The following is a 19256-nucleotide window of genomic DNA, read 5'->3' as shown; positions in this document are numbered from 1 at the left end:
TTAGATATCTTTAGAAAAATTAACAAAATAATAAAAAATAGATCAATGAAAAAGTTAGTATTGTTTATGGTGATGGCTTTTTTCGCGGTAGCGGTTCAAGCTCAAGAGAAAAAAGATGGTGCGGAAATTATCTTCAAAGAAAAATCAATTGACTTTGGGGATATCACCCAGGGGGACAAGGTAGAACACACCTTCGTATTCGAAAATACCGGTAGTGCACCTTTAGTCATTTCCAATGTAGCCGTAACTTGTGGATGTACAGCACCTAACTGGCCTAAAACACCAATAGCTCCAGGAGAAAAAGGTGAGATGAAAGTAGTATTCAATTCTGCTGGAAAAATGGGCAAGCAAAACTCTGTAGTAAGGGTTTACTCAAACGCAGCAGAACCAATCGAGAAGGTATCCCTGATCTCAAACGTCCTTCCAAAAGGAAGATAAACAAACCGAAAAATCATTAAAAAAGCAGACTCGTAATTGGGTCTGTTTTTTTTGTTTGAAATTAATTCGAGCAAACGTGTTTTTGTTTTTAAATACACACGTATTTTGGAATTATTCTTATATTTGAAATAGAACAATATAACCTGATGCGATGAATATCAAACTGACATTGACAATAGAAGAGGAAGTAATCAAGAGAGCTAAGGAATATGCAAAAGCAAAAAACCGTAGTTTGTCAGATGTGATTGAAAACTATCTGAAAACTTTGACCAAAGTAGATAGTCAAGAAAAGGATAAAAAGCTAAGTCCAATCGTAAAATCATTGAAGGGGTCATTCAAATTGCCAAAAGAAGGTATGGATTATAAAAAGGAGCTTAGAGACAGAATAAATGAAAAATACAGCTAATGGATAAAGTTCTAATTGATACCGATGTAATATTGGATTTTTTTTTCGACCGTGAACCATTCGCAGGATTTGCCGCTGAGATTCTCAATTTATGTGAAGAAAATAAAGTAATAGGATTCACAACACCTGTGATTATCTGCAATGTCTATTATATGCTTAGAAAATCAGCCAAGCATGAGATAATAGTTGAGAAAATTAAACAACTTTTAAATGTAATTGAAATAGTAAGAATGGACAAGGAAGTGGTTTTTGGAGCACTAAACTCGGATTTCAAAGACTTCGAAGATGCGTTGCAGAATTTTTCAGCTATTGAAAATGGGGAGATTAATATAATTATCACCAGAAACATCAAGGATTTTAAGGAAAGCAAGCTTGCTGTTTTGTCTCCAGAGATGTATCTAAAAGGTAGAGGTGTAGAATAAGGTTGATCTTTGTTTTCTTAATCAGGATTGTAAATAGTCGGAAAAATATCAAAACCTATATCCACGATTTGAAATTTTATGATAATTTTGTTTTGTGTGATAATTTAATTATTGTTCATATGCTTTTTGTTTAATGATAGGCATTCAAAATGAGGTGTTTTAATTTAATCTTTATGAATATCCGCTTTCAAACCAGTACCCATATTTAATTAGGTACAAACTTTGAATTCAGCTGCTGTCGACTGTCGACTGTCATCCGTCGACGATTATCCGCTGGATCCAATTGTTTTATTTACCTTATGGTGTAATTGCGGATAATCATATTAATCTTTTATTGAATCAATTATCAAAAAGGTTTTAAAACAATAATCCACTTTATTTAGAAATTTGATTGACCATTTTTGGTCTTAAAAGATGTAATCATTAATTATTTTATCCAAAATGAAAAAAATAGTTTTCTTATTGTTATTATCCTTTTCTTTAAATGTTTATGGGCAGAAAAGAGATCAGCCTTCTACTGAATTTGTCGTGATAGGATTAGTGAAAAAAGAACTGAAATTCGATTATTCTGATTTTTCCAAATTTGATTCACGCGAGATTAGTGATGTTGAAATTAAAAATCATATTGGCGAAATGCGTGGAACTGCTAAGCAGTTGAAAGGAATTTTGGTGAAGGATTTACTAACAAAGATGGAGCTCCAAGAAGAAAACCCTAAATTGTACAGTGAGTTTTTTCTAAATTTTGTAGCTTCTGATGGTTACAAAGTAGTTTTTTCTTGGAATGAAATTTTCAATTCACCAACTGGGGACAATTTATATTTGATTACTTCTAGAGATGGAAAAGAATTAATGGAAATGACTGAGCGAATATTAATACTAACTCCATCTGATTTCAAAACCGGCAGAAGACATATTAAGGGACTCAGTAAAATTATAGTAGATAGAGTCAATTAGGTTTTTGAGAGGAGATATTTTTTAACAAGAATACTAAAACTCCATCCCTCTCACCACTTCCGCAAGCCCCTCTGCCCAATGCCTGTAGATCTTTCCGCTTGGATGGAGATTGTCTGAGACTACTGACTCAGGTTTCATTCCGTGGATTCTATAGTGCTCAGTGATGTCAATATAGGCAATTCCCATTTCATCACAAATAGCTTTTTTTGCTTGGTTGTAAAGGTCTATTTCTTGGGCTACTTTTTCCTGATCAGCCTCTTTTTCTTTTGCAAATGGTGTAATACCCCAATCTGGAATAGAAATAACTACCACGTGATTTTTATCTCCTTTTGCAAATTGAATCGCTTTTTGAAGTAAGTCTGTAAATTCTTCTCTGTAATTATCAATGGCCCTTCCTCTATATTGATTGTTGACTCCGATAAGAAGCGTGACCAAATCAAATGATTGACCTTTAATACCTGCTTCATTTATACCCTTTGCCAATTCATCAGTTGTCCAACCTGTTTTTGCAATGATTTTGGGGTTTTCAAACAAAAGCTTGTCATTAGCAAGTAGCTTGATGGCTTGATTTGGATAGCGATCCGCTACATCAACACCTTCACCAATTGTATAAGAATCACCCAATGCTAGGTAAGTAAGTTGCTTGTCCATAGAAGAGTTTTTTGTTGGGGTATTTACTGCCGAACAGCCAAATTGAAAGAGAATCAGTGTAATAATCAGGAAATTTGGAATATTTTTCATCTTATCCGAATATTGGTTCTAAGAGCGAAATCGTCCCTTGATCAGCATCGAGTGATACTTTTGCACCTACTGGTACTATAAATTGCTTTGGGATATGACCAATCATGGCACCTTTGTATGCAGGAACACCCAAAGGAAGAATATAATCATCCAAAACATCATCCAAAGTAAGCGATCCATATCCACCCGACGGCGTACAATCTGTGCATTGACCAAATACAAAACCTTTGATTTGATCCAAGGTGCCATTGAGCTTTAAGGTGCTAAACATGCGGTCAATTTTGTATGGATCTTCACTGATATCTTCTAAAAACAAAATACTGTCTTTGAAATCGGGTAGGTAAGGGGTTCCCGAAAGTGCAGTCAAAACGGTCAAGTTTCCACCAAGAATTCTGCCTTCTACTTTTCCAGAAATCATAGGAATTGTTCTGTTTGCTTTCACCACCAAATCGTCTCCTTTGACAACTTCATTTTGAAAAGTCACTTTTTCTTGCTTGAAGAAAACATTTTCAAATTGCTGAACATTGAACTTGTTCCAGCTTCCAGTGCCATTTGGCCCATGGAACGTGATCAGTCCAGTTTTGGCATGAATGGCAAGATGAAGTGCTGTAATATCCGAATATCCCAAAAGTGGTTTCGGGTTTTGTTTGATCATTTCGTAATCGATCATTGGGAGAATTCTTGCAGCTCCAGACCCACCTCTGATACAAATAATTGCTTTTACCTCCTTATCTGCAAACATGCTGTTTAGATCTCCTGCTCTTTCTTCATCAGTCCCAGCAAGGTGACCTCTTCTGTTTTTAAGGTTTTCACCCAATTTTACTTTTAGCCCAAGAGCTTCCAAAGCTTCCTGTGCAAACATAAATTGTATCCTTTCAGCCGTTGCAGCTGATGGGCTGATTAAGCCAACAGTATCACCTTTCTTGATTGGTTTAGGAAGAAGTAAATTTTCATTTGATATACTCGTTTTTTTCTCGTCCAAAGAAAGAAAAGGAAAAGCCCCAAGTGTAAGACCCAACGATTTGATAAAATTTCTCTTGTTCATAAAAATGTTTTTTTTAACTTATTTCCACTCCCTAAACCTTTGACTGTTGACAATAAACTAATAATTATCCCTTACAAAGACCAAAACTTTTTCCATTTCGCTCCTTACTTCGCTGGCTTTGTTCAGGTAGTTGTTGTTGTAAAAGGCAAAAGCATAATATTTGTTTGTTTTTGATTTGATGATTCCGACCAAAGCATGGTTATTGCTCAAAGTTCCTGTTTTGGCAAAAACATAAGGCTTTGAAGCTCTGTAATTGTTTTTCAAGGTTCCGCTGATCCCCCCTTGTGGAAGCAGACTAAGCAACTGATCTCGGGGCATTGTTTTGTCGATTTTTTCAATCAACCTTACCATGCTTCTTGGAGTGAAAAGATTGTGGCGAGACAGCCCAGATCCATCTACCCATTTGGGTTGGTCGGGAAGATCTGCAAGATATGTTTTTTGAATGTAATCTATCGTTTTTTCATTGTTGAGCTCTCCAAAAAGCTCATCTGATACCATCAAAAGAATCTGTTCAGCAATAAAATTATCACTCTCTTGGAGCATTTCTTTTTGAAGTGGCCTCAAAGATCCACCATTGAATACCTTGCTGTTGGATGGTAGGGGAGTGGCAACCAATTCTACTGGTTTCTGAAGTATATTTCTCAAAAGAGAGACACTTACTTCAGGGGAAGTTACAAAAGGTACCGTAGGAGCTGGGTGAGTGAATGTTTTTGGATTATAATAGAATGTGTTGCTATGAAAATCTCGTCTAACTGAATTGAAACTGGATTTGTCATTTGTCAGCAATTTTGAAAAATCGGCAATATTGGCAATTGGAGATTTATTGACATTCTTGAATGTAACAACATTTCCATAGACCGGAAAGGGTGATCTTTCGGCAGAATAGGCATAATTATAATCATCCCATTCCCAACCATAACCAAATGGAGTATCCTTCCAATTGGCATCTGAAAATAGAATTTTACTGTAAGGTTTTAGGAATTCTTCGATTTTTGGCTGTGGAAGTATATCGTATTTCCAAGAAGGATCGCCAGAACCCCAAATTGTAATTTCGTTGCCATTGGTGACATAGCGAAATGTATTTGTCTTGTTATTCAGCACCATCAACGAAGCATAGAATGTAAAGAGCTTTGTAGTGGAAGCAGGAATGAAATTCATATGGCTGTTTCTTTCATAATGTACCCATTGACTGTCCAAATCATACAGCATGAAGCCACTGTGATGATTGTCAAAAAATGAATTGGGACCTAATAGTTGATGTAGCCTTTCGTAGCGATTGCTTAAACTATCTTCCAAATGCCCGTATTGTGCCGAGCATTCGAAATTGAAACTGTAGAGAAAAAGAAGGGTTAAAAAAGAAATTCTAAACATATACATTTATTGATTTAAAGATCTGGCTCCCAAAAATAGGAAAATCCATCCTAATATAAATGCTACACCACCCAAAGGAGTAATAGCTCCTAGCCAAGTAATTCCAGTGAGCGAAAGGGTGTACAATGATCCTGAGAAGATGATTATTCCTACCAAAAACAGGAATGCAGCGGAACTTAAATGTTTAGCTTTTGGAAAATTAACGATTAGTACTCCTACAATTGCTATAGCAAGTGTATGATAGAAATGATATTTTACACCAGTTTCAAAAGTATCTATTTGACCATTTTTTGTAAGGATTTCCTCCAAGCCGTGTGCTCCAAAAGCTCCAATTCCCACTGCCAATGCGCCAAGTACTGCAGCAAGTTGTATGTATTTTGTGTTTTTCATTTTTTAATAAGTTGTAATGTTGGAAAATTTGAATGCTGCAAAGTTGGATGGAAAGAGATTTTGTGTTGTTCAAGTTTTTTTATCTTTGGATTTTTTCGGCTGTATAAAGTACGTTGTACCAAGTTCCAAGAAGTTCACATCTGTCACATTCTGGTTTCATTTATGCTTTTTTTATACTTAACCTCTCGTTTTATAGGCAAGTCATTGTCTCGTTCTGAAAATAGTTGTCACATTTTTGTTTTAATTAGAGGAGTTCAACCCACTTCGGGGTTGTTGTCTCCTGGATCATCTTTATTCCCCGGGTTGCGACCCGGGGTTATTTAAAGTTCAACCCCTTCAGGGTTGTTAAAACCAGGTCGACTAAAAGAGCCTGCCCCGTAGAATTACGTGGAGAAATCTCATACTGAATTTCATACCCCAACTTCAATTTTAACTTTCCAGTTTCAAATAGGGACGAGACCTCTCCGCAATTCTGCGGGACAAGCTTCTCCCGAATGTTTTCGGGATCGAGGTGACTTAGTCCAGTCTTGAATCTCGCTTCTCGCGTCTAATATCTCACTTCTCACTTCTAGCTTCTTCCACCAAAGATCGCCGAACCGATCCTCACCATGGTGCTACCTTCTTCTTGAGCAATGAGGTAGTCACCAGACATTCCCATAGAGATTTCTTTCAAGTCAAAATTTGCTGGCAATTTATTGGTATTTAGCTTATCAAAAAGGGATTTTAGACCTTTAAATTCATTTCTGATGATTTCTTCTTTTTCTGTAAATGTAGCCATACCCATCAAACCTATCACTTTAATGTTTTGAAGGGTGTTGATTTCTTCGCTTGAAAGCATTTCATCCAGCTCTTTTTCATCAAATCCAAATTTGCTTTCTTCTTTGGCAATATGGATTTGAATCAGGCAATCTATCGTTCTTTCTGCTTTTTTTGCCTGCTTGTTTATTTCTTTGAGTAACTTAAATGAGTCCACTCCATGAATCAAATGTACGAAAGGTGCGATATACTTGACTTTGTTGCGCTGCAAATGGCCAATCATATGCCATCGTGTATCTTCTGGCATTTGAGGATATTTATCAGTCAATTCTTGAACTTTGTTCTCACCAAAATCCCTAACCCCAGCGTCATAGGCTTCTTTCAGATCTTCGATCGGTTTGGTCTTACTCACTGCTACGAGAAGGCATTCTGTATTCGAAAATGTTTTTTTTATTACAATTAAGTTTTCTTTTATACTCATTACTTTAATTTTGACAATTATTTACTTTTAACCCAAATTTGGTTTTAGCGTTAGAAAGAGAAATTTTGATGCAATAACCCAATTTTAACCACTAAACAAAGATATGGCTATATTAGGTACATTACTAAAAAAAGGGATCAGATTAAGGGAATCTCTTGAACAAGAGGGGAGCACCCCCATAGACCTCCAAAAGCAAACATTGCAAAAACTTCTGATCAAATCAGCCAAAACTGAAATTGGAAAAAAGTATGGTTTTGGGGAAATTTTGAAGAGTTTCAAGAAGGAGAACCAAGAGTTCTACTCAAGTTTTTCCAAAAGTGTACCGATTTACGATTATGAAAAGATATACAATGAATGGTGGCATAAACTAAAAAACGGGGAGAAAAATGTAACCTGGCCAGGCTTTATCAGGTATTTTGCTCTAAGCTCAGGTACTTCTGGGGCTAGCTCGAAATTTATACCTATTTCAAAAGATATGGTCAAAGCCATCAGAAAGACTGGCGTAAGACAAATATTGACACTATCCAAATATGATCTTCCAGACAATCTATATACCAAAGGTATCTTGATGCTTGGAGGTAGTACAGATTTGGAGTTTAATGGTACCTACTTCGCTGGAGATTTGAGTGGGATCACCACAGGGAGGTTGCCTATTTGGTTTCAAAGATTCTATAAGCCGGGTAAAATGATTGCCAGAAACAAGGATTGGGGTCAAAAGCTGGATCAGATTGTACAGAATGCACCAAAATGGGATATTGGGATCATTGTGGGAGTTCCTGCCTGGCTACAAATCCTTATGGAAAAGATCATCACAAAATATGAGCTAAAGACCATTCATGATATTTGGCCAAACTTGCAGATTTTTGTTCACGGCGGAGTTTCTTTTCAACCCTATCAAAAAGGGTTTGAAAAGCTGTTGGCCAAACCATTGATTTACATGGAGACCTATTTAGCATCGGAAGGTTTTATGGCTTTTCAGGCTTTGCCGGATAGAAAATCAATGCGTTTAGTATTAAATACAGGGATTTTTCACGAATTTATTCCTTTCAATGATCAAAACTTTGATGCCAATGGAGAAGTGAGAGAAAATGCCCAGACATTGAATGTAGATCAAATTGAAGAAGGAAAGGAATATGCACTGCTGATCAGTACATGTGCTGGAGCTTGGAGATATTTGATAGGTGATGTGATCAAATTTGTATCCAAAGAGGAAAGCGAGATCATCATTACTGGACGTACCAAACATTTTTTAAGTCTTTGTGGTGAGCATTTGTCAGTAGATAATATGAACAAAGCCATAAATCTTTTGGAAGATGAATTTGATATTGATATCAGGGAGTTCACAGTTCTTGGGAAGCCGCATGGAAGTTTGTTTGCCCATCATTGGTTTTTTGGAACAGAAGACAAGGTCGATCTTGAGCTTTTGAAAGTGAAGTTGGATGAAGTTCTCGGTATGCTCAATGACGATTATGCTGTGGAGCGAAAGCATGCCTTGAAAGAGATTCATGTAAATTTGATTTCTCCTTCATTATTCTATGCATGGTTGAAGTCCGAAGGAAAAGAAGGAGGACAAAACAAATTCCCACGGGTGCTCAAAGGTGATAAGATGACATCTTGGTTACATTTTTTGGAAGAACAAAATAGCAATCGATGAGTATTCATGCATTGTTGGAAGGTGTCAGCATGGGCTTGTTATTGTCTGCGATGATAGGCCCGGTGTTTTTTACCTTGATCCAGAATTCTATTCAGAATGGTTTTAGAAATACAGCTGTTTTGGCCTCAGGGATTTTGCTCAGTGATTTGGTTTATGTCTTGGCTACTTTTTTCAGTGTAAGTTTGTTTGCCGAAAATCCATACTTTGAAGTAATATTGGGATATGCGGGAGCATCGGTATTGATTGGGTTTGGGATAGTTACTTTTTTCAAGAAAGTAGTACAAAGGCCAAATACTGGAGGGATAATTTTGACAAGACCCAAGAAAAGAACTGCCTTTATGAAAGGGTTTGGTATCAATGGGATCAACCCATTTGTGTTGCTTTTCTGGATTTCGATAGCTGGAGTTGTCAACCTCAAGGATTCATTTACAGATATTGATGTCTTCTTATATTATTTCGGGATTTTATTCGTAGTTTTTGGTATTGATCTGCTAAAAGCCTTTGTTGCAAAGCAACTTAAACCTTTTGTTACTGAAAAATTCATGGTCAATATGAATAGGGTAGTAGCTGTGATTTTGGTGATTTTCGGATCTAGACTGATTTTGTTTGCTTACGAAAAGCAAGTGCTGTTGGGAGGTTGATTTCAAACAATTTTCTATCAAAAGACTTTAAAAATAAAAACACTATGCAAAATGAATTGAATGTTAAGCCAGCAATTTTATTGATCCTTGTATTTATGGTTTTTGTCTCTTTTGCAGATGCGCAAGATATTCCGACCCAATTGACTGAATTCAATCAAGTGAGGATAGATTACAACAAATCTGGGATGATGATCTTGGGATCTTGGGCGGTTGGAAATATAGTTTTGGGAGGGGTGATGGCAGGAAGAACATCCGGAGAAACCAAGGCTTTTCATCAGATGAATATGTATTGGAACACAGTTAATTTAGCCATAGCAGGGTTTGGTTATTATGCTGCAATGAAAGAATCCCCAAGTTCCGAGTTTTGGGAGACACTGAGTGCCCAATACAGCATCGAAAAAATCTTACTCCTGAATGCAGCTTTGGATATAGGGTACATAGCTGGAGGTTTTTATCTGATTGAAAGAGGGAAAAGATTGGGAAAAGAGCAGCTGACAGGATTCGGTAAATCTGTCATTTTGCAAGGGGCATTTCTGATGAGTTTTGATGCAATCAAGTACGCTTTTCACAATGTCCACGGCAAAGAGCTTCCTAAAATTGTAGAAAATTTGGCATTTACAGGCAATGGCTTTGGTTTGGTGATGAATTTTTAGGGTAAGATGAGATAAGAGACGCAAGATTGAGATATGCGACAGGCTAAGTCACCTCGATCCCGAAAGCATTCGGGAGAGAGGTCTCGTCCCTATTTGAAACTGGAAAGTTAAAATTGAAATTGGAGTGTGAAATTCAGTATGAGATTTCTCCCCGTAATTCTACGGGGCAGGCTCCTTTGGTAGAAATGACTTGCCTATAAAACGAGAGGTTAAGTATAAAAAAGTGTCAAGTAATTTCAGGACGTGAGACTTCTTTTTTTGAAAGAAAAAATTGTCAATTATTTTCTTTACATGATACATACTTCCAGTCTCTCGCATCAAAAAAGCCACCTGATTTTCATCAAGGTGGCTTTTTTACTTTTTAAGTAATTTGGCTTTTACTCCAGTAGCCATTTATAACAACGTATGAAGTTCATTTTTACCAGCAGAGGTCTGATGACCATCGACTGTTGATAATTTACTCGCATAATCATACATCTACTGGTGTGATTGCTGATAATCATATTACTTTTTATTTCAGCTAATTAGTCAGCCAAATATTTTGATACTGGTACGTAATCTAGGTTAAAAGCTTCTGCTACTGCTTTATATACAATATCACCATGGATTACATTCAGCCCTAGAACCAACTCAGGGTTTTCTTGAGCTGCTTTTTTCCATCCTTTATCAGCAAGTTGGATTGCGTAAGGAAGTGTAGCATTCGTAAGTGCCAAAGTAGAAGTGTAAGGTACTGCTCCAGGCATGTTTGCTACGCAATAATGAACTACATCATCGATTACATAAGTTGGATTTTCGTGCGTAGTGGGCTTACATGTTTCGATACAACCACCTTGATCCACAGCTACATCTACAAGTACAGCGCCTTTTTTCATATCTGTCAACATATCTCTAGTGATCAAGTGAGGAGCTTTAGCACCAGGAATCAATACTGCACCAACGATTAGATCTGCATCTTTGATCATTTCTCTGATGTTGAATTCATTGGACATCATCGTCTTCACATTGGCAGGCATGACATCAGATAAGTATCTCATTCTTTGCAAAGAGACATCCATGATAGTCACATCTGCTCCAAGACCTGCAGCCATCCAAGCAGCTTGTGTTCCCACGATTCCACCACCCAAAATGATCACTTTGGCAGGAAGTACACCCGGTACACCACCAAGCAATATACCTCTTCCTCCCAATGGCTTCTCAAGGTAATTTGCACCTTTTTGAATAGCCATTCTTCCGGCCACTTCCGACATTGGGACCAATAGAGGTAAGCTTCTGTCAACTTTCTCGACAGTCTCGTATGCCAAACATATAGACTTGTTTTCGATCATTGCCTTAGTTAAAGGCTCGTATGAGGCAAAGTGAAAATATGTAAACAATAATTGATCTTCCTTGATCAGTTTATATTCAGGTTCGATTGGTTCTTTGACTTTCATGATCATCTCAGCTATTGAGTATACTTCCTCTATTGTAGGAAGGATAGCTGCACCAGCTTCAGTATATTGATCATCAGTAAATCCACTGCCTTCTCCAGCAGTATGTTGAACGAACACAGAATGACCTCTTTTTACAAGCTCTTTTGCACCGGCAGGGGTCAATGCCACTCTGTTTTCGTTGTTTTTAATCTCCTTAGGAACACCTATTATCATGTCATGTAAATTTGGGTTGAAATAATTGTGACAAATATAATAATGGAATAGGATTCTCATTCAAATCAGCATACTTATTTTGTTCCGAATAAGAAATTGATCTTTAATTGAAATTTTATTTCTATATAAAACGAAATTCTAAATTTAATTTTAAAATTTAGATAATAAAAACTTAAAATTTTGATATTTTCATTCAATTTCTAAAGACTGTAATTTCCATTGGTGTATAGGCATTATCATCTTTGATTAATTTTGAAAATATTTATTTTTCAGAATTTTATTTTTTTTAAAAGATTTTTGATAAATATAATCAAAATAAATTATTGAAATTCTCGGAAATTATTCTGTCTGTGAGTTTGTATAGATAACAAAATTATTTATTTTTGAATTGCTTGGAAGACAAGTGCAATGACCCAAAATAGCTTTAAAGATTACAAAATTATGACAGAGGTGGCAACATTATCTAAAAATAGAAACCCCAAAGCTCTTGATAAGGAGCAATTATTAAACGATTATCGGATTATTCAAGAAAGCCGTCAAGCTTCTCTAATGGGAAGAAAGGAGGTTTTCATGGGAAAAGCAAAGTTTGGGATCTTTGGTGATGGAAAAGAACTCGCTCAACTTGCTATGGCAAGATATTTTAAGAAAGGAGATTTTCGATCGGGATACTACAGAGATCAGACATTCATGTTTGCCATCGATCAATTGACTGTCAAGGAGTATTTTGCGCAGCTCTATGCCCATACGGACGTGGAAGCAGATCCTGCTTCTGCCGGAAGGTTGATGAATGGCCATTTTGCCACCAGGTCTTTGAATGAAAACGGGACATGGAAAAATCTTGCGGAGATGAAAAATTCATCTGCAGATATTTCCCCAACAGCTGCACAAATGCCAAAACTTTTGGGTTTGGCATATGCTTCTAAGCTATTTAAAGAAAACAAAGATCTCCATGAACTCAAGGAGTTTTCTAGTAAAGGAAACGAAGTGGCATGGGGAACCATCGGAAATGCATCAACCTCTGAAGGGATGTTTTTCGAGACCATCAATGCTGCTGGCGTGCTTCAAGTTCCGATGATAGTATCTGTATGGGATGATGGATATGGCATTTCTGTTCCAAATGAATATCATACCACCAAAGGGAGTATTTCTGAAATCTTAAAAGGCTTGCAGAGAAACGATGATCAAAAAGGCTATGAAATATTTGTGGTAAAAGGTTGGGATTATGAAGGGTTGGATAGGGCTTTTGAAAATGCAGCAAGAATAGCACGTGAAGAGCATGTGCCTGTGATGATTCATGTCATTGAAATGACACAGCCACAGGGGCATTCGACTTCTGGTTCACACGAAAGATATAAATCAGCTGAAAGGCTAGAATGGGAAAAAAACCATGATTGTATATTGAAATATAGGGAGTTCTTGATTGAGCGTGGAGTGGCAACACCAGAAATACTCGACAAGATTGACCTAGAAGCGAAACAATATGTGAAGTCCGAAAAAGAAGCAGCTTGGAAATCTTTCTCGGAGAGTATAAAAAACGAGTTGACAGAAGCGGTTGCTTTGATAAAAGAAGTAGCAGGAAATTCCTCAAATAAAACTGCAATCCTTCAAGTAGCTGAAGAATTGGGCAAAACATTGAACCCAATCAGAAAGGATGTCATCAGCTCTGTAAGGAGAGCTTTATGGCTTACAAGGATGGATTCGGAATCAATTAAATCAGACTTGAAATCATGGTACGTAAAGCAACAAAAGCTAAATGAGGATCGCTACAACAGTCATTTGTATAGTCAGTCCGAGTTTAGTGTAGAAAATATAAAGGCGTTATCAGCAAGTTATGATGAAGAGGCTCCGTTGGTAGATGGAAGGGAGATTTTGCAGGCTTGCTTTGATTCTATTTTGGAGAGAGATCCAAGATTCTTTGCATTTGGTGAAGATGTAGGGAAAATTGGAGATGTGAATCAGGCTTTTTCTGGCTTACAGGCAAAGTATGGCGAATTGAGAGTAACTGATACGAGTATTAGGGAATGCACCATCATTGGTCAAGGGCTTGGAGCAGCACTTCGTGGCTTGCGTCCAATGGCTGAGATTCAATATTTGGATTATATCTATTACGCATTGATGACATTAGCGGATGATGTCGCATCATTGCAGTATAGGACAAAAGGTGGTCAGAAAGCACCACTGATAGTTAGGACAAGAGGTCATCGATTAGAAGGTGTATGGCATGCAGGTTCACCAATCGGAATGTTGCTTCATTCACTAAGGGGAATTTTGATTTGTGTTCCAAGAGACATGACACAAGCAGCCGGTATGTATAACACCCTTTTGGAGGCTGATGAGCCTGCTTTGGTGATTGAGTGCCTGAATGGCTATAGATTGAAAGAAAGAATGCCAAACAATATCGGAGAATTTAAGGTGCCTTTAGGTATTCCTGAGATCTTGCGTGAAGGAACTGATATGACAGTGGTTACTTATGGGTCAATGTGCCGTATTCTTATGGAAGCTGCTTCGGAATTGGAGACTATGGGAATAAGTATCGAAGTGATAGATGTTCAGACATTGTTGCCATTCGATACCACAGGAGTGATAGGAAAGTCGATAGAAAAGACAAACAGGGTTCTTTTTGCGGATGAAGATGTACCGGGAGGAGCTTCTGCATTTATGATGCAACAAGTTATAGAAGATCAAAAAGCATATTATAGTTTAGATTCTGAACCTGCTACACTTGCAGCCAAAGCTCACCGACCAGCTTATTCATCCGATGGAGATTATTTTTCCAAACCATCTGTCGATGATGTTGTAGAGAAAATATATGGAATGATGCATGAAGTCAATCCATCAAAATATCCAAATATTATTTAAGGATAAATTTTAATTAGTGAAGCCAGCAATTGACTATTGCTGGCTTTTTTGGATCAAGGAAAACTCTCTTCTCAAATTTCGGCTATCATTCCGTATATAAAATTACCTAATTCCCTTATCTAAAATCCTGAGTCAACCTTAAAACTTTAAAACCTCCTAACTTTAAAACCTTCTTCTCTACAGATTTTTATTCTTCCAATTTTAAAATTAAATCCAGATGCAATACATTCAATTGCATCAACCTAAATCAATAGGCTGTCAGTCTTACTCAAAAATCTAAAAATTTTACAATCTTTCAATTTTCCAATCCTCATTTCTTCTTTATACTTTTCCCTCAATTGTGTACCTTTGAGACTTCTTAAAAAAAGACATCCAAAACTCAGGACATGATTCTCTTTTTCCAATCCCCACAAGCGGTTATTTACGCAGTACAATCAAAACATCCAATTCAAAAATCTGATATAGAAAAATTAATTTGGCTTTTTGGCGAAGCCGAAGAAATCAAGTCAGATAAAGTTTCAGGGAAATTTGCTGGACCTCGCAAAGAGATGATCACTCCTTGGTCAACAAATGCCGTAGAAATCACCATCAATATGGGGATACAAGGTATAGTCCGAATAGAGGAGTATTTTCCACTTGCCGACAATGATAGCATCGATCCAATGCTGCAGGCAGCTTATGATGGCTTGGATCAGGATATCTTTGATATTCATGTAGAGCCGGAGAAAGTCGTAGAAGTAAAAGACATTAAAGCATATAATTTATCTGAAGGTTTGGCATTGAGCCAAGAAGAGGTGGATTACCTAGAAAATGTCTCCAAGCAGTTGGAAAGACCTTTGACAGATTCTGAGGTTTTTGGATTTAGCCAAGTGAACTCAGAGCATTGCAGACACAAAATCTTTAATGGCTCCTTTGTCATTGATGGAGAAGAAAAAGAAAAAACACTTTTTCAACTCATAAAAGAAACTTCCAAAAGGCATCCAAATAGGATAGTATCCGCTTACAAAGACAATGTAGCCTTTGTAAAAGGTCCAAAAGCACAGCAGTTTGCGCCGAAAACACAGGATAAACCTGATTTTTTTGAGCCTGAGACCATAGAAACAGTCATTTCCCTCAAAGCTGAAACTCATAATTTCCCAACCACAGTTGAACCATTCAATGGAGCTGCCACAGGTGCTGGAGGGGAAATTAGAGATAGGATGGCAGGAGGAACTGCATCTATTCCATTGGCTGGAACTGCAGTTTATATGACTTCTTATCCACGCTCAGAGAAAGGAAGAAGTTGGGAAAAGGATTTGTCAGAAAGAAAATGGCTTTACCAAACCCCAATGGACATCCTGATCAAAGCATCTAATGGAGCAAGTGATTTTGGGAATAAATTTGGGCAGCCATTGATTTCTGGTTCTGTATTGACCTTCGAGCATGAGGAAGATGGTAAGGCGCATGGTTTCGATAAAGTGATCATGCTAGCTGGTGGGGTTGGATTCACAAGAAGTCAGTATAGTAAGAAAAATGATCCTGAAAAAGGAGACAAAATCATCATCATGGGTGGTGATAATTATAGAATTGGGATGGGAGGAAGTGCTGTCTCTTCTGTGGCGACTGGTGAGTTTTCCAATGCCATCGAATTGAACGCCATCCAAAGGTCCAATCCTGAGATGCAGAAGCGTGTAATGAATGTGATTCGTGCCATGGCTGAATCTGACGAAAACCCAATCGTTTCCATCCATGACCACGGAGCCGGAGGGCATTTGAATTGTCTTTCCGAGTTGGTAGAGACGACTGGTGGTACGATCCATATCGATCAATTGCCAGTAGGTGATCCAACACTTTCTTCCAAAGAAATCATAGGTAACGAATCCCAAGAAAGAATGGGATTGGTCGTAGGAGAGAAAAATCTGGAACTGCTACAGAAAATCTCCGCCAGAGAAAGAGCACCGTTTTATGTAGTAGGTGAGACTACAGGAGACATGCACTTCAAATTCGAGAATCAAAATACAGGAGAAAAGCCAGTTGATTGGAATCTTTCATACATGTTTGGCAGCTCACCGAAGACAATATTAGAGGACAACTCAGGAAATGCAATTTTTGCTGAATCAGAATATGAAGTTCAGAATCTAAAACAATATATTTCCGAAGTACTTCAACTCGAAGCTGTGGCTTGTAAAGATTGGTTGACAAATAAAGTCGATCGCTCTGTGACAGGTAGAGTTGCCAAGCAGCAGACAGTAGGGGAGATTCAAGTTCCTTTGAACAATGTCGCCGTCATGGCAATTGACTTCACAGGCAACAAAGGCATCGCAACATCTATCGGTCATGCACCAGTAGCTGCTTTGGCAAATCCAGAGGCAGGATCTAGATTGGCAATTGCTGAGGCATTGACCAATTTGGTTTGGGCGCCGATAGAAGATGGTTTGGCGGGGATTTCCCTAAGTGCCAACTGGATGTGGCCAGCCAAAAACAAAGGTGAAAATGACAGACTTTACAGAGCAGTGGAGGCTGTCAGTGAGTTTGCGATAGATTTGGGAGTGAATATTCCTACAGGAAAAGATTCCCTTTCGATGACACAGAAATACCCTGATGGGAAAGTTGTTTATTCTCCAGGGACGGTTATTATTTCTTCTATTGGAGAATGCTCTGATATCAACAAAACAGTATCACCAGACTTGAAGCCAATCGATGGCAGTAAGGTGTTTTACATAGATTTTTCAAAAGATACTCCAAAACTTGGAGGTTCCAGTTTTCATCAAATCCTCAATAAAGTAGGTTCGGAAACTCCTGATGTCGTTGACAATCATTATTTTGGTCAAGCCTTTATGACTTTGCAGAAGTTGATAGAAAAAGGGGAGGTCTTAGCAGGTCATGATATTTCTTCGGGCGGTTTGATTACTGCCCTTTTGGAAATGACTTTCCCATCTTCAAAAGTCGGGCTAACGGTGAAAACCGACAGGTTGGCTGGAAATGATATTGTGAAATCATTGTTTGCAGAAAATCCTGGAGTCCTGATTCAAGTTGCGAATCCAGAGAGAGCAAGAGCAGTCTTGGCGAATCATGGCATAGATTACGTGGCTTTGGCTTCTGTGAATATGACAGGAAAAGTTGAATTGACAGGCTTGGATATGGAGTTGGATGTTGCAGAAATGCGAGATACCTGGTTTAAGTCTTCCTATTTGTTGGACAAAAAGCAGTCAGGAGATAAGCTTGCTTTGGCGAGGTTTGAAAATTATAAATCACAGACTCTTTCTTATACATTTGATTCCGAATGGGAGGGGACATTTGACTCATTCAGCTTAAATCCATATAGAAAAGAAAAGTCTGGAAAAACAGCTGCAATCATTCGTGAAAAAGGAGTGAATGGTGACAGAGAAATGGCATATTCGCTTTGGTTGGCAGGCTTTGATGTCAAAGATGTTCACATGACAGATTTGATCTCAGGAAGAGAGACCTTGGAAGATGTGCAGATGATTGTCTTTGTAGGTGGATTCTCCAACTCCGATGTGTTAGGTTCTGCAAAAGGTTGGGCAGGAGCATTCCTATACAATGAAAAAGCAAAGCAGGCATTGGATAAATTCTATGCTAGAAAAGATACATTGAGTTTGGGTGTTTGTAACGGTTGCCAGCTGATGGTTGAGTTGGGTCTGGTGACGCCAGAGCATGATGTCAAGCCAAAAATGCTTCACAATGAATCCCATAAATTTGAGTCGTCATTCGTGAATGTGACTATTCCGCAAAACGAAACGGTGATGTTCAAAAGTTTGGCAGGCCAAAGACTGGGTGTTTGGGTAGCACATGGAGAAGGTAAATTCTCATTGCCGAAAGAAAAGTCGGCTTATCATATTGGTATGGAATATTCGTATGACGCTTATCCAGGAAATCCAAACGGATCAGACCATTCAGTAGCAGGAATAGCATCTGCTGACGGAAGGCACTTAGCCATTATGCCACATATCGAACGTTCCCTTAAGCCATGGAACTGGCCACACTATGCTACAGAAAGAATGGACGACGAAATCACCCCATGGGTAGAGTCATTTGTCAATGCATTTAACTGGGTGCAAGAGAATGGTTGATTAGTTAATTGGTTGATTAAGTGATCAGTTGATGTTTGATTGAGAATTAAGTGATCAGTTAATTGGTTGATTAGTTGATTGAAAATTAAGTGAAATAGTTATTAGAATTCATCCCCAAGGTCTGTGTCCTCACAGACCTTTGTTTTTTTCTTGAAGTATTTCATTAAATGTGTGGACTGTGAGGACACAGTCCACGGTTAGATTATACATCCAAGGTTTGTGTCCTCACAGACCTGCTCTACTCCCTAGGTTTGTGTCCTCACAGACCTTTTATTTTCTACTCCCAACTTCCAAGGTCAGTCTATGGAGGCATAATGTAAGGGTACAAATCTTGGCTAATCATGGTCTAAATTCAACTCCTTCTGGAGTTGTTAGGGTGTGTTATTTGATCTTTTTAACCCCGAGTGGCGACTCGGGGCTAATCGAGATTTGTTCCCGTTCGGGAACTGTTGAAAGTAAAGTATTATATTGTTGATTGTCAATATTGAGAAGAAGGATAGTAAACCATTTTCGAAAGATCCTTTACCGCAGGATTGCGGTAAAATGAATCTTGATTAGCCCCATATTGCTATATGAAGATCAAAATTTAGAATCCCATGTGTAGTGTCAACTCCGAAGAGCCTGTCCCGTGTCGATGACTATCGGTACGGGAAGTTAAACCTCGATTAGCCCCGCATTGCCATGCGGGGAAAAAAGAATCAAATGAGTCGCCCCAACCAACTCCGAAAGGAG

General features: G+C 38.0%; 15 protein-coding genes. 9 read left to right on the top strand and 6 right to left on the bottom strand.

Annotated elements, in window-relative coordinates; genetic code table 11:
- Positions 1–45: 45 nt before the first annotated feature.
- The 4 genes from MM236_RS04505 to MM236_RS04490 all read left to right on the top strand — a co-directional run bounded on the left by MM236_RS04505 (position 46) and on the right by MM236_RS04490 (position 2220).
- A complete protein-coding gene (locus MM236_RS04505; protein WP_241273736.1) occupies positions 46–438 on the top strand; it encodes a DUF1573 domain-containing protein in 393 nt (130 codons plus the stop codon).
- Between the two features lie 151 nt (positions 439–589).
- Positions 590–844, top strand: coding sequence for a DUF6364 family protein (locus MM236_RS04500; protein WP_241273735.1), 255 nt, complete (start codon positions 590–592; stop codon positions 842–844).
- Positions 844–1266: a type II toxin-antitoxin system VapC family toxin gene (locus tag MM236_RS04495; RefSeq protein ID WP_241273734.1), complete on the top strand. Its 423-nt coding sequence runs from the start codon at positions 844–846 to the stop codon at positions 1264–1266. Before MM236_RS04500 ends, MM236_RS04495 begins: the two co-directional genes overlap by 1 nt.
- A gap of 441 nt (positions 1267–1707) precedes the next feature.
- Positions 1708–2220 carry a hypothetical protein gene (locus tag MM236_RS04490; RefSeq protein ID WP_241273733.1) on the top strand — a complete coding sequence of 171 codons (513 nt, stop codon included), beginning with the start codon at positions 1708–1710 and terminating at the stop codon, positions 2218–2220.
- 33 nt (positions 2221–2253) lie between these two features.
- Here MM236_RS04490 and MM236_RS04485 read toward each other — a convergent pair whose 3' ends face one another.
- From MM236_RS04485 to MM236_RS04465, 5 genes are all read right to left on the bottom strand, one after another.
- The gene (locus MM236_RS04485; protein ID WP_241273732.1) at positions 2254–2961 is read right to left on the bottom strand and encodes an SGNH/GDSL hydrolase family protein; all 708 of its coding nucleotides are present in this window, start codon (positions 2959–2961) and stop codon (positions 2254–2256) included.
- Between the two features lies 1 nt (position 2962).
- Positions 2963–4006 (bottom strand): S66 peptidase family protein, encoded by a 1044-nt coding sequence (locus MM236_RS04480; RefSeq protein WP_241273731.1) that lies wholly within the window; start codon positions 4004–4006, stop codon positions 2963–2965.
- Between the two features lie 57 nt (positions 4007–4063).
- Positions 4064–5377 carry a D-alanyl-D-alanine carboxypeptidase/D-alanyl-D-alanine-endopeptidase gene (locus MM236_RS04475; RefSeq protein ID WP_241273730.1) on the bottom strand — a complete coding sequence of 438 codons (1314 nt, stop codon included), beginning with the start codon at positions 5375–5377 and terminating at the stop codon, positions 4064–4066.
- A 6-nt stretch (positions 5378–5383) separates the two neighbouring features.
- Positions 5384–5767, bottom strand: a complete 384-nt coding sequence (locus tag MM236_RS04470; protein ID WP_241273729.1) for a DUF423 domain-containing protein — start codon at positions 5765–5767, stop codon at positions 5384–5386.
- A 568-nt stretch (positions 5768–6335) separates the two neighbouring features.
- Positions 6336–7004 (bottom strand): YggS family pyridoxal phosphate-dependent enzyme, encoded by a 669-nt coding sequence (locus MM236_RS04465; protein WP_241273728.1) that lies wholly within the window; start codon positions 7002–7004, stop codon positions 6336–6338.
- A gap of 103 nt (positions 7005–7107) precedes the next feature.
- Here MM236_RS04465 and MM236_RS04460 point away from each other — a divergent pair, with 103 nt between their 5' ends.
- The 3 genes from MM236_RS04460 to MM236_RS04450 are packed head-to-tail and all read left to right on the top strand — an operon-like array spanning position 7108 to position 9952.
- Positions 7108–8658: a GH3 family acyl-acid amido synthetase gene (locus tag MM236_RS04460; RefSeq protein ID WP_241273727.1), complete on the top strand. Its 1551-nt coding sequence runs from the start codon at positions 7108–7110 to the stop codon at positions 8656–8658.
- On the top strand, positions 8655–9299 hold the full coding sequence (locus tag MM236_RS04455; RefSeq protein ID WP_241273726.1) for a LysE family translocator: 645 nt from the start codon (positions 8655–8657) through the stop codon (positions 9297–9299). The genes MM236_RS04460 and MM236_RS04455 overlap by 4 nt, the downstream gene beginning before the upstream one ends.
- Before the next feature lie 44 nt (positions 9300–9343).
- A complete protein-coding gene (locus MM236_RS04450; RefSeq protein WP_241273725.1) occupies positions 9344–9952 on the top strand; it encodes a DUF6992 family protein in 609 nt (202 codons plus the stop codon).
- A 524-nt stretch (positions 9953–10476) separates the two neighbouring features.
- On the opposite strand, the gene ald is transcribed toward MM236_RS04450, so the two are convergent.
- Positions 10477–11595 (bottom strand): alanine dehydrogenase, encoded by a 1119-nt coding sequence (ald, locus tag MM236_RS04445; protein ID WP_241273724.1) that lies wholly within the window; start codon positions 11593–11595, stop codon positions 10477–10479.
- A 441-nt stretch (positions 11596–12036) separates the two neighbouring features.
- On the opposite strand from ald, the gene MM236_RS04440 reads away from it, so the two are divergent.
- Both MM236_RS04440 and purL read left to right on the top strand, forming a co-directional pair.
- The gene (locus MM236_RS04440; protein ID WP_241273723.1) at positions 12037–14454 is read left to right on the top strand and encodes an alpha-ketoacid dehydrogenase subunit alpha/beta; all 2418 of its coding nucleotides are present in this window, start codon (positions 12037–12039) and stop codon (positions 14452–14454) included.
- Positions 14455–14840: 386 nt separating this feature from the next.
- Complete coding sequence (purL, locus tag MM236_RS04435) at positions 14841–18524, top strand: phosphoribosylformylglycinamidine synthase (RefSeq protein WP_241273722.1); 3684 nt, start codon at positions 14841–14843, stop codon at positions 18522–18524.
- The last annotated feature ends 732 nt before the right edge of the window (positions 18525–19256 follow it).

The organism is Belliella calami (assembly GCF_022549695.1).
GTDB lineage: Bacteria > Bacteroidota > Bacteroidia > Cytophagales > Cyclobacteriaceae > Belliella > Belliella calami.
This window is presented reverse-complemented; position numbering and strand designations above follow the sequence as displayed.

Excerpts from the sequence above, each read along its gene's own strand:
- MM236_RS04505 (WP_241273736.1), top strand. The coding sequence starts at position 46 with ATGAAAAAGTTAGTATTGTTTATGGTGATGGCTTTTTTCGCGGTAGCG.
- MM236_RS04500 (WP_241273735.1), top strand. The coding sequence starts at position 590 with ATGAATATCAAACTGACATTGACAATAGAAGAGGAAGTAATCAAGAGA.
- MM236_RS04495 (WP_241273734.1), top strand. The coding sequence starts at position 844 with ATGGATAAAGTTCTAATTGATACCGATGTAATATTGGATTTTTTTTTC.
- MM236_RS04490 (WP_241273733.1), top strand. The coding sequence starts at position 1,708 with ATGAAAAAAATAGTTTTCTTATTGTTATTATCCTTTTCTTTAAATGTT.
- MM236_RS04485 (WP_241273732.1), bottom strand. The coding sequence starts at position 2,961 with ATGAAAAATATTCCAAATTTCCTGATTATTACACTGATTCTCTTTCAA.
- MM236_RS04480 (WP_241273731.1), bottom strand. The coding sequence starts at position 4,006 with ATGAACAAGAGAAATTTTATCAAATCGTTGGGTCTTACACTTGGGGCT.
- MM236_RS04475 (WP_241273730.1), bottom strand. The coding sequence starts at position 5,377 with ATGTTTAGAATTTCTTTTTTAACCCTTCTTTTTCTCTACAGTTTCAAT.
- MM236_RS04470 (WP_241273729.1), bottom strand. The coding sequence starts at position 5,767 with ATGAAAAACACAAAATACATACAACTTGCTGCAGTACTTGGCGCATTG.
- MM236_RS04465 (WP_241273728.1), bottom strand. The coding sequence starts at position 7,004 with ATGAGTATAAAAGAAAACTTAATTGTAATAAAAAAAACATTTTCGAAT.
- MM236_RS04460 (WP_241273727.1), top strand. The coding sequence starts at position 7,108 with ATGGCTATATTAGGTACATTACTAAAAAAAGGGATCAGATTAAGGGAA.
- MM236_RS04455 (WP_241273726.1), top strand. The coding sequence starts at position 8,655 with ATGAGTATTCATGCATTGTTGGAAGGTGTCAGCATGGGCTTGTTATTG.
- MM236_RS04450 (WP_241273725.1), top strand. The coding sequence starts at position 9,344 with ATGCAAAATGAATTGAATGTTAAGCCAGCAATTTTATTGATCCTTGTA.
- ald (WP_241273724.1), bottom strand. The coding sequence starts at position 11,595 with ATGATAATAGGTGTTCCTAAGGAGATTAAAAACAACGAAAACAGAGTG.
- MM236_RS04440 (WP_241273723.1), top strand. The coding sequence starts at position 12,037 with ATGACAGAGGTGGCAACATTATCTAAAAATAGAAACCCCAAAGCTCTT.
- purL (WP_241273722.1), top strand. The coding sequence starts at position 14,841 with ATGATTCTCTTTTTCCAATCCCCACAAGCGGTTATTTACGCAGTACAA.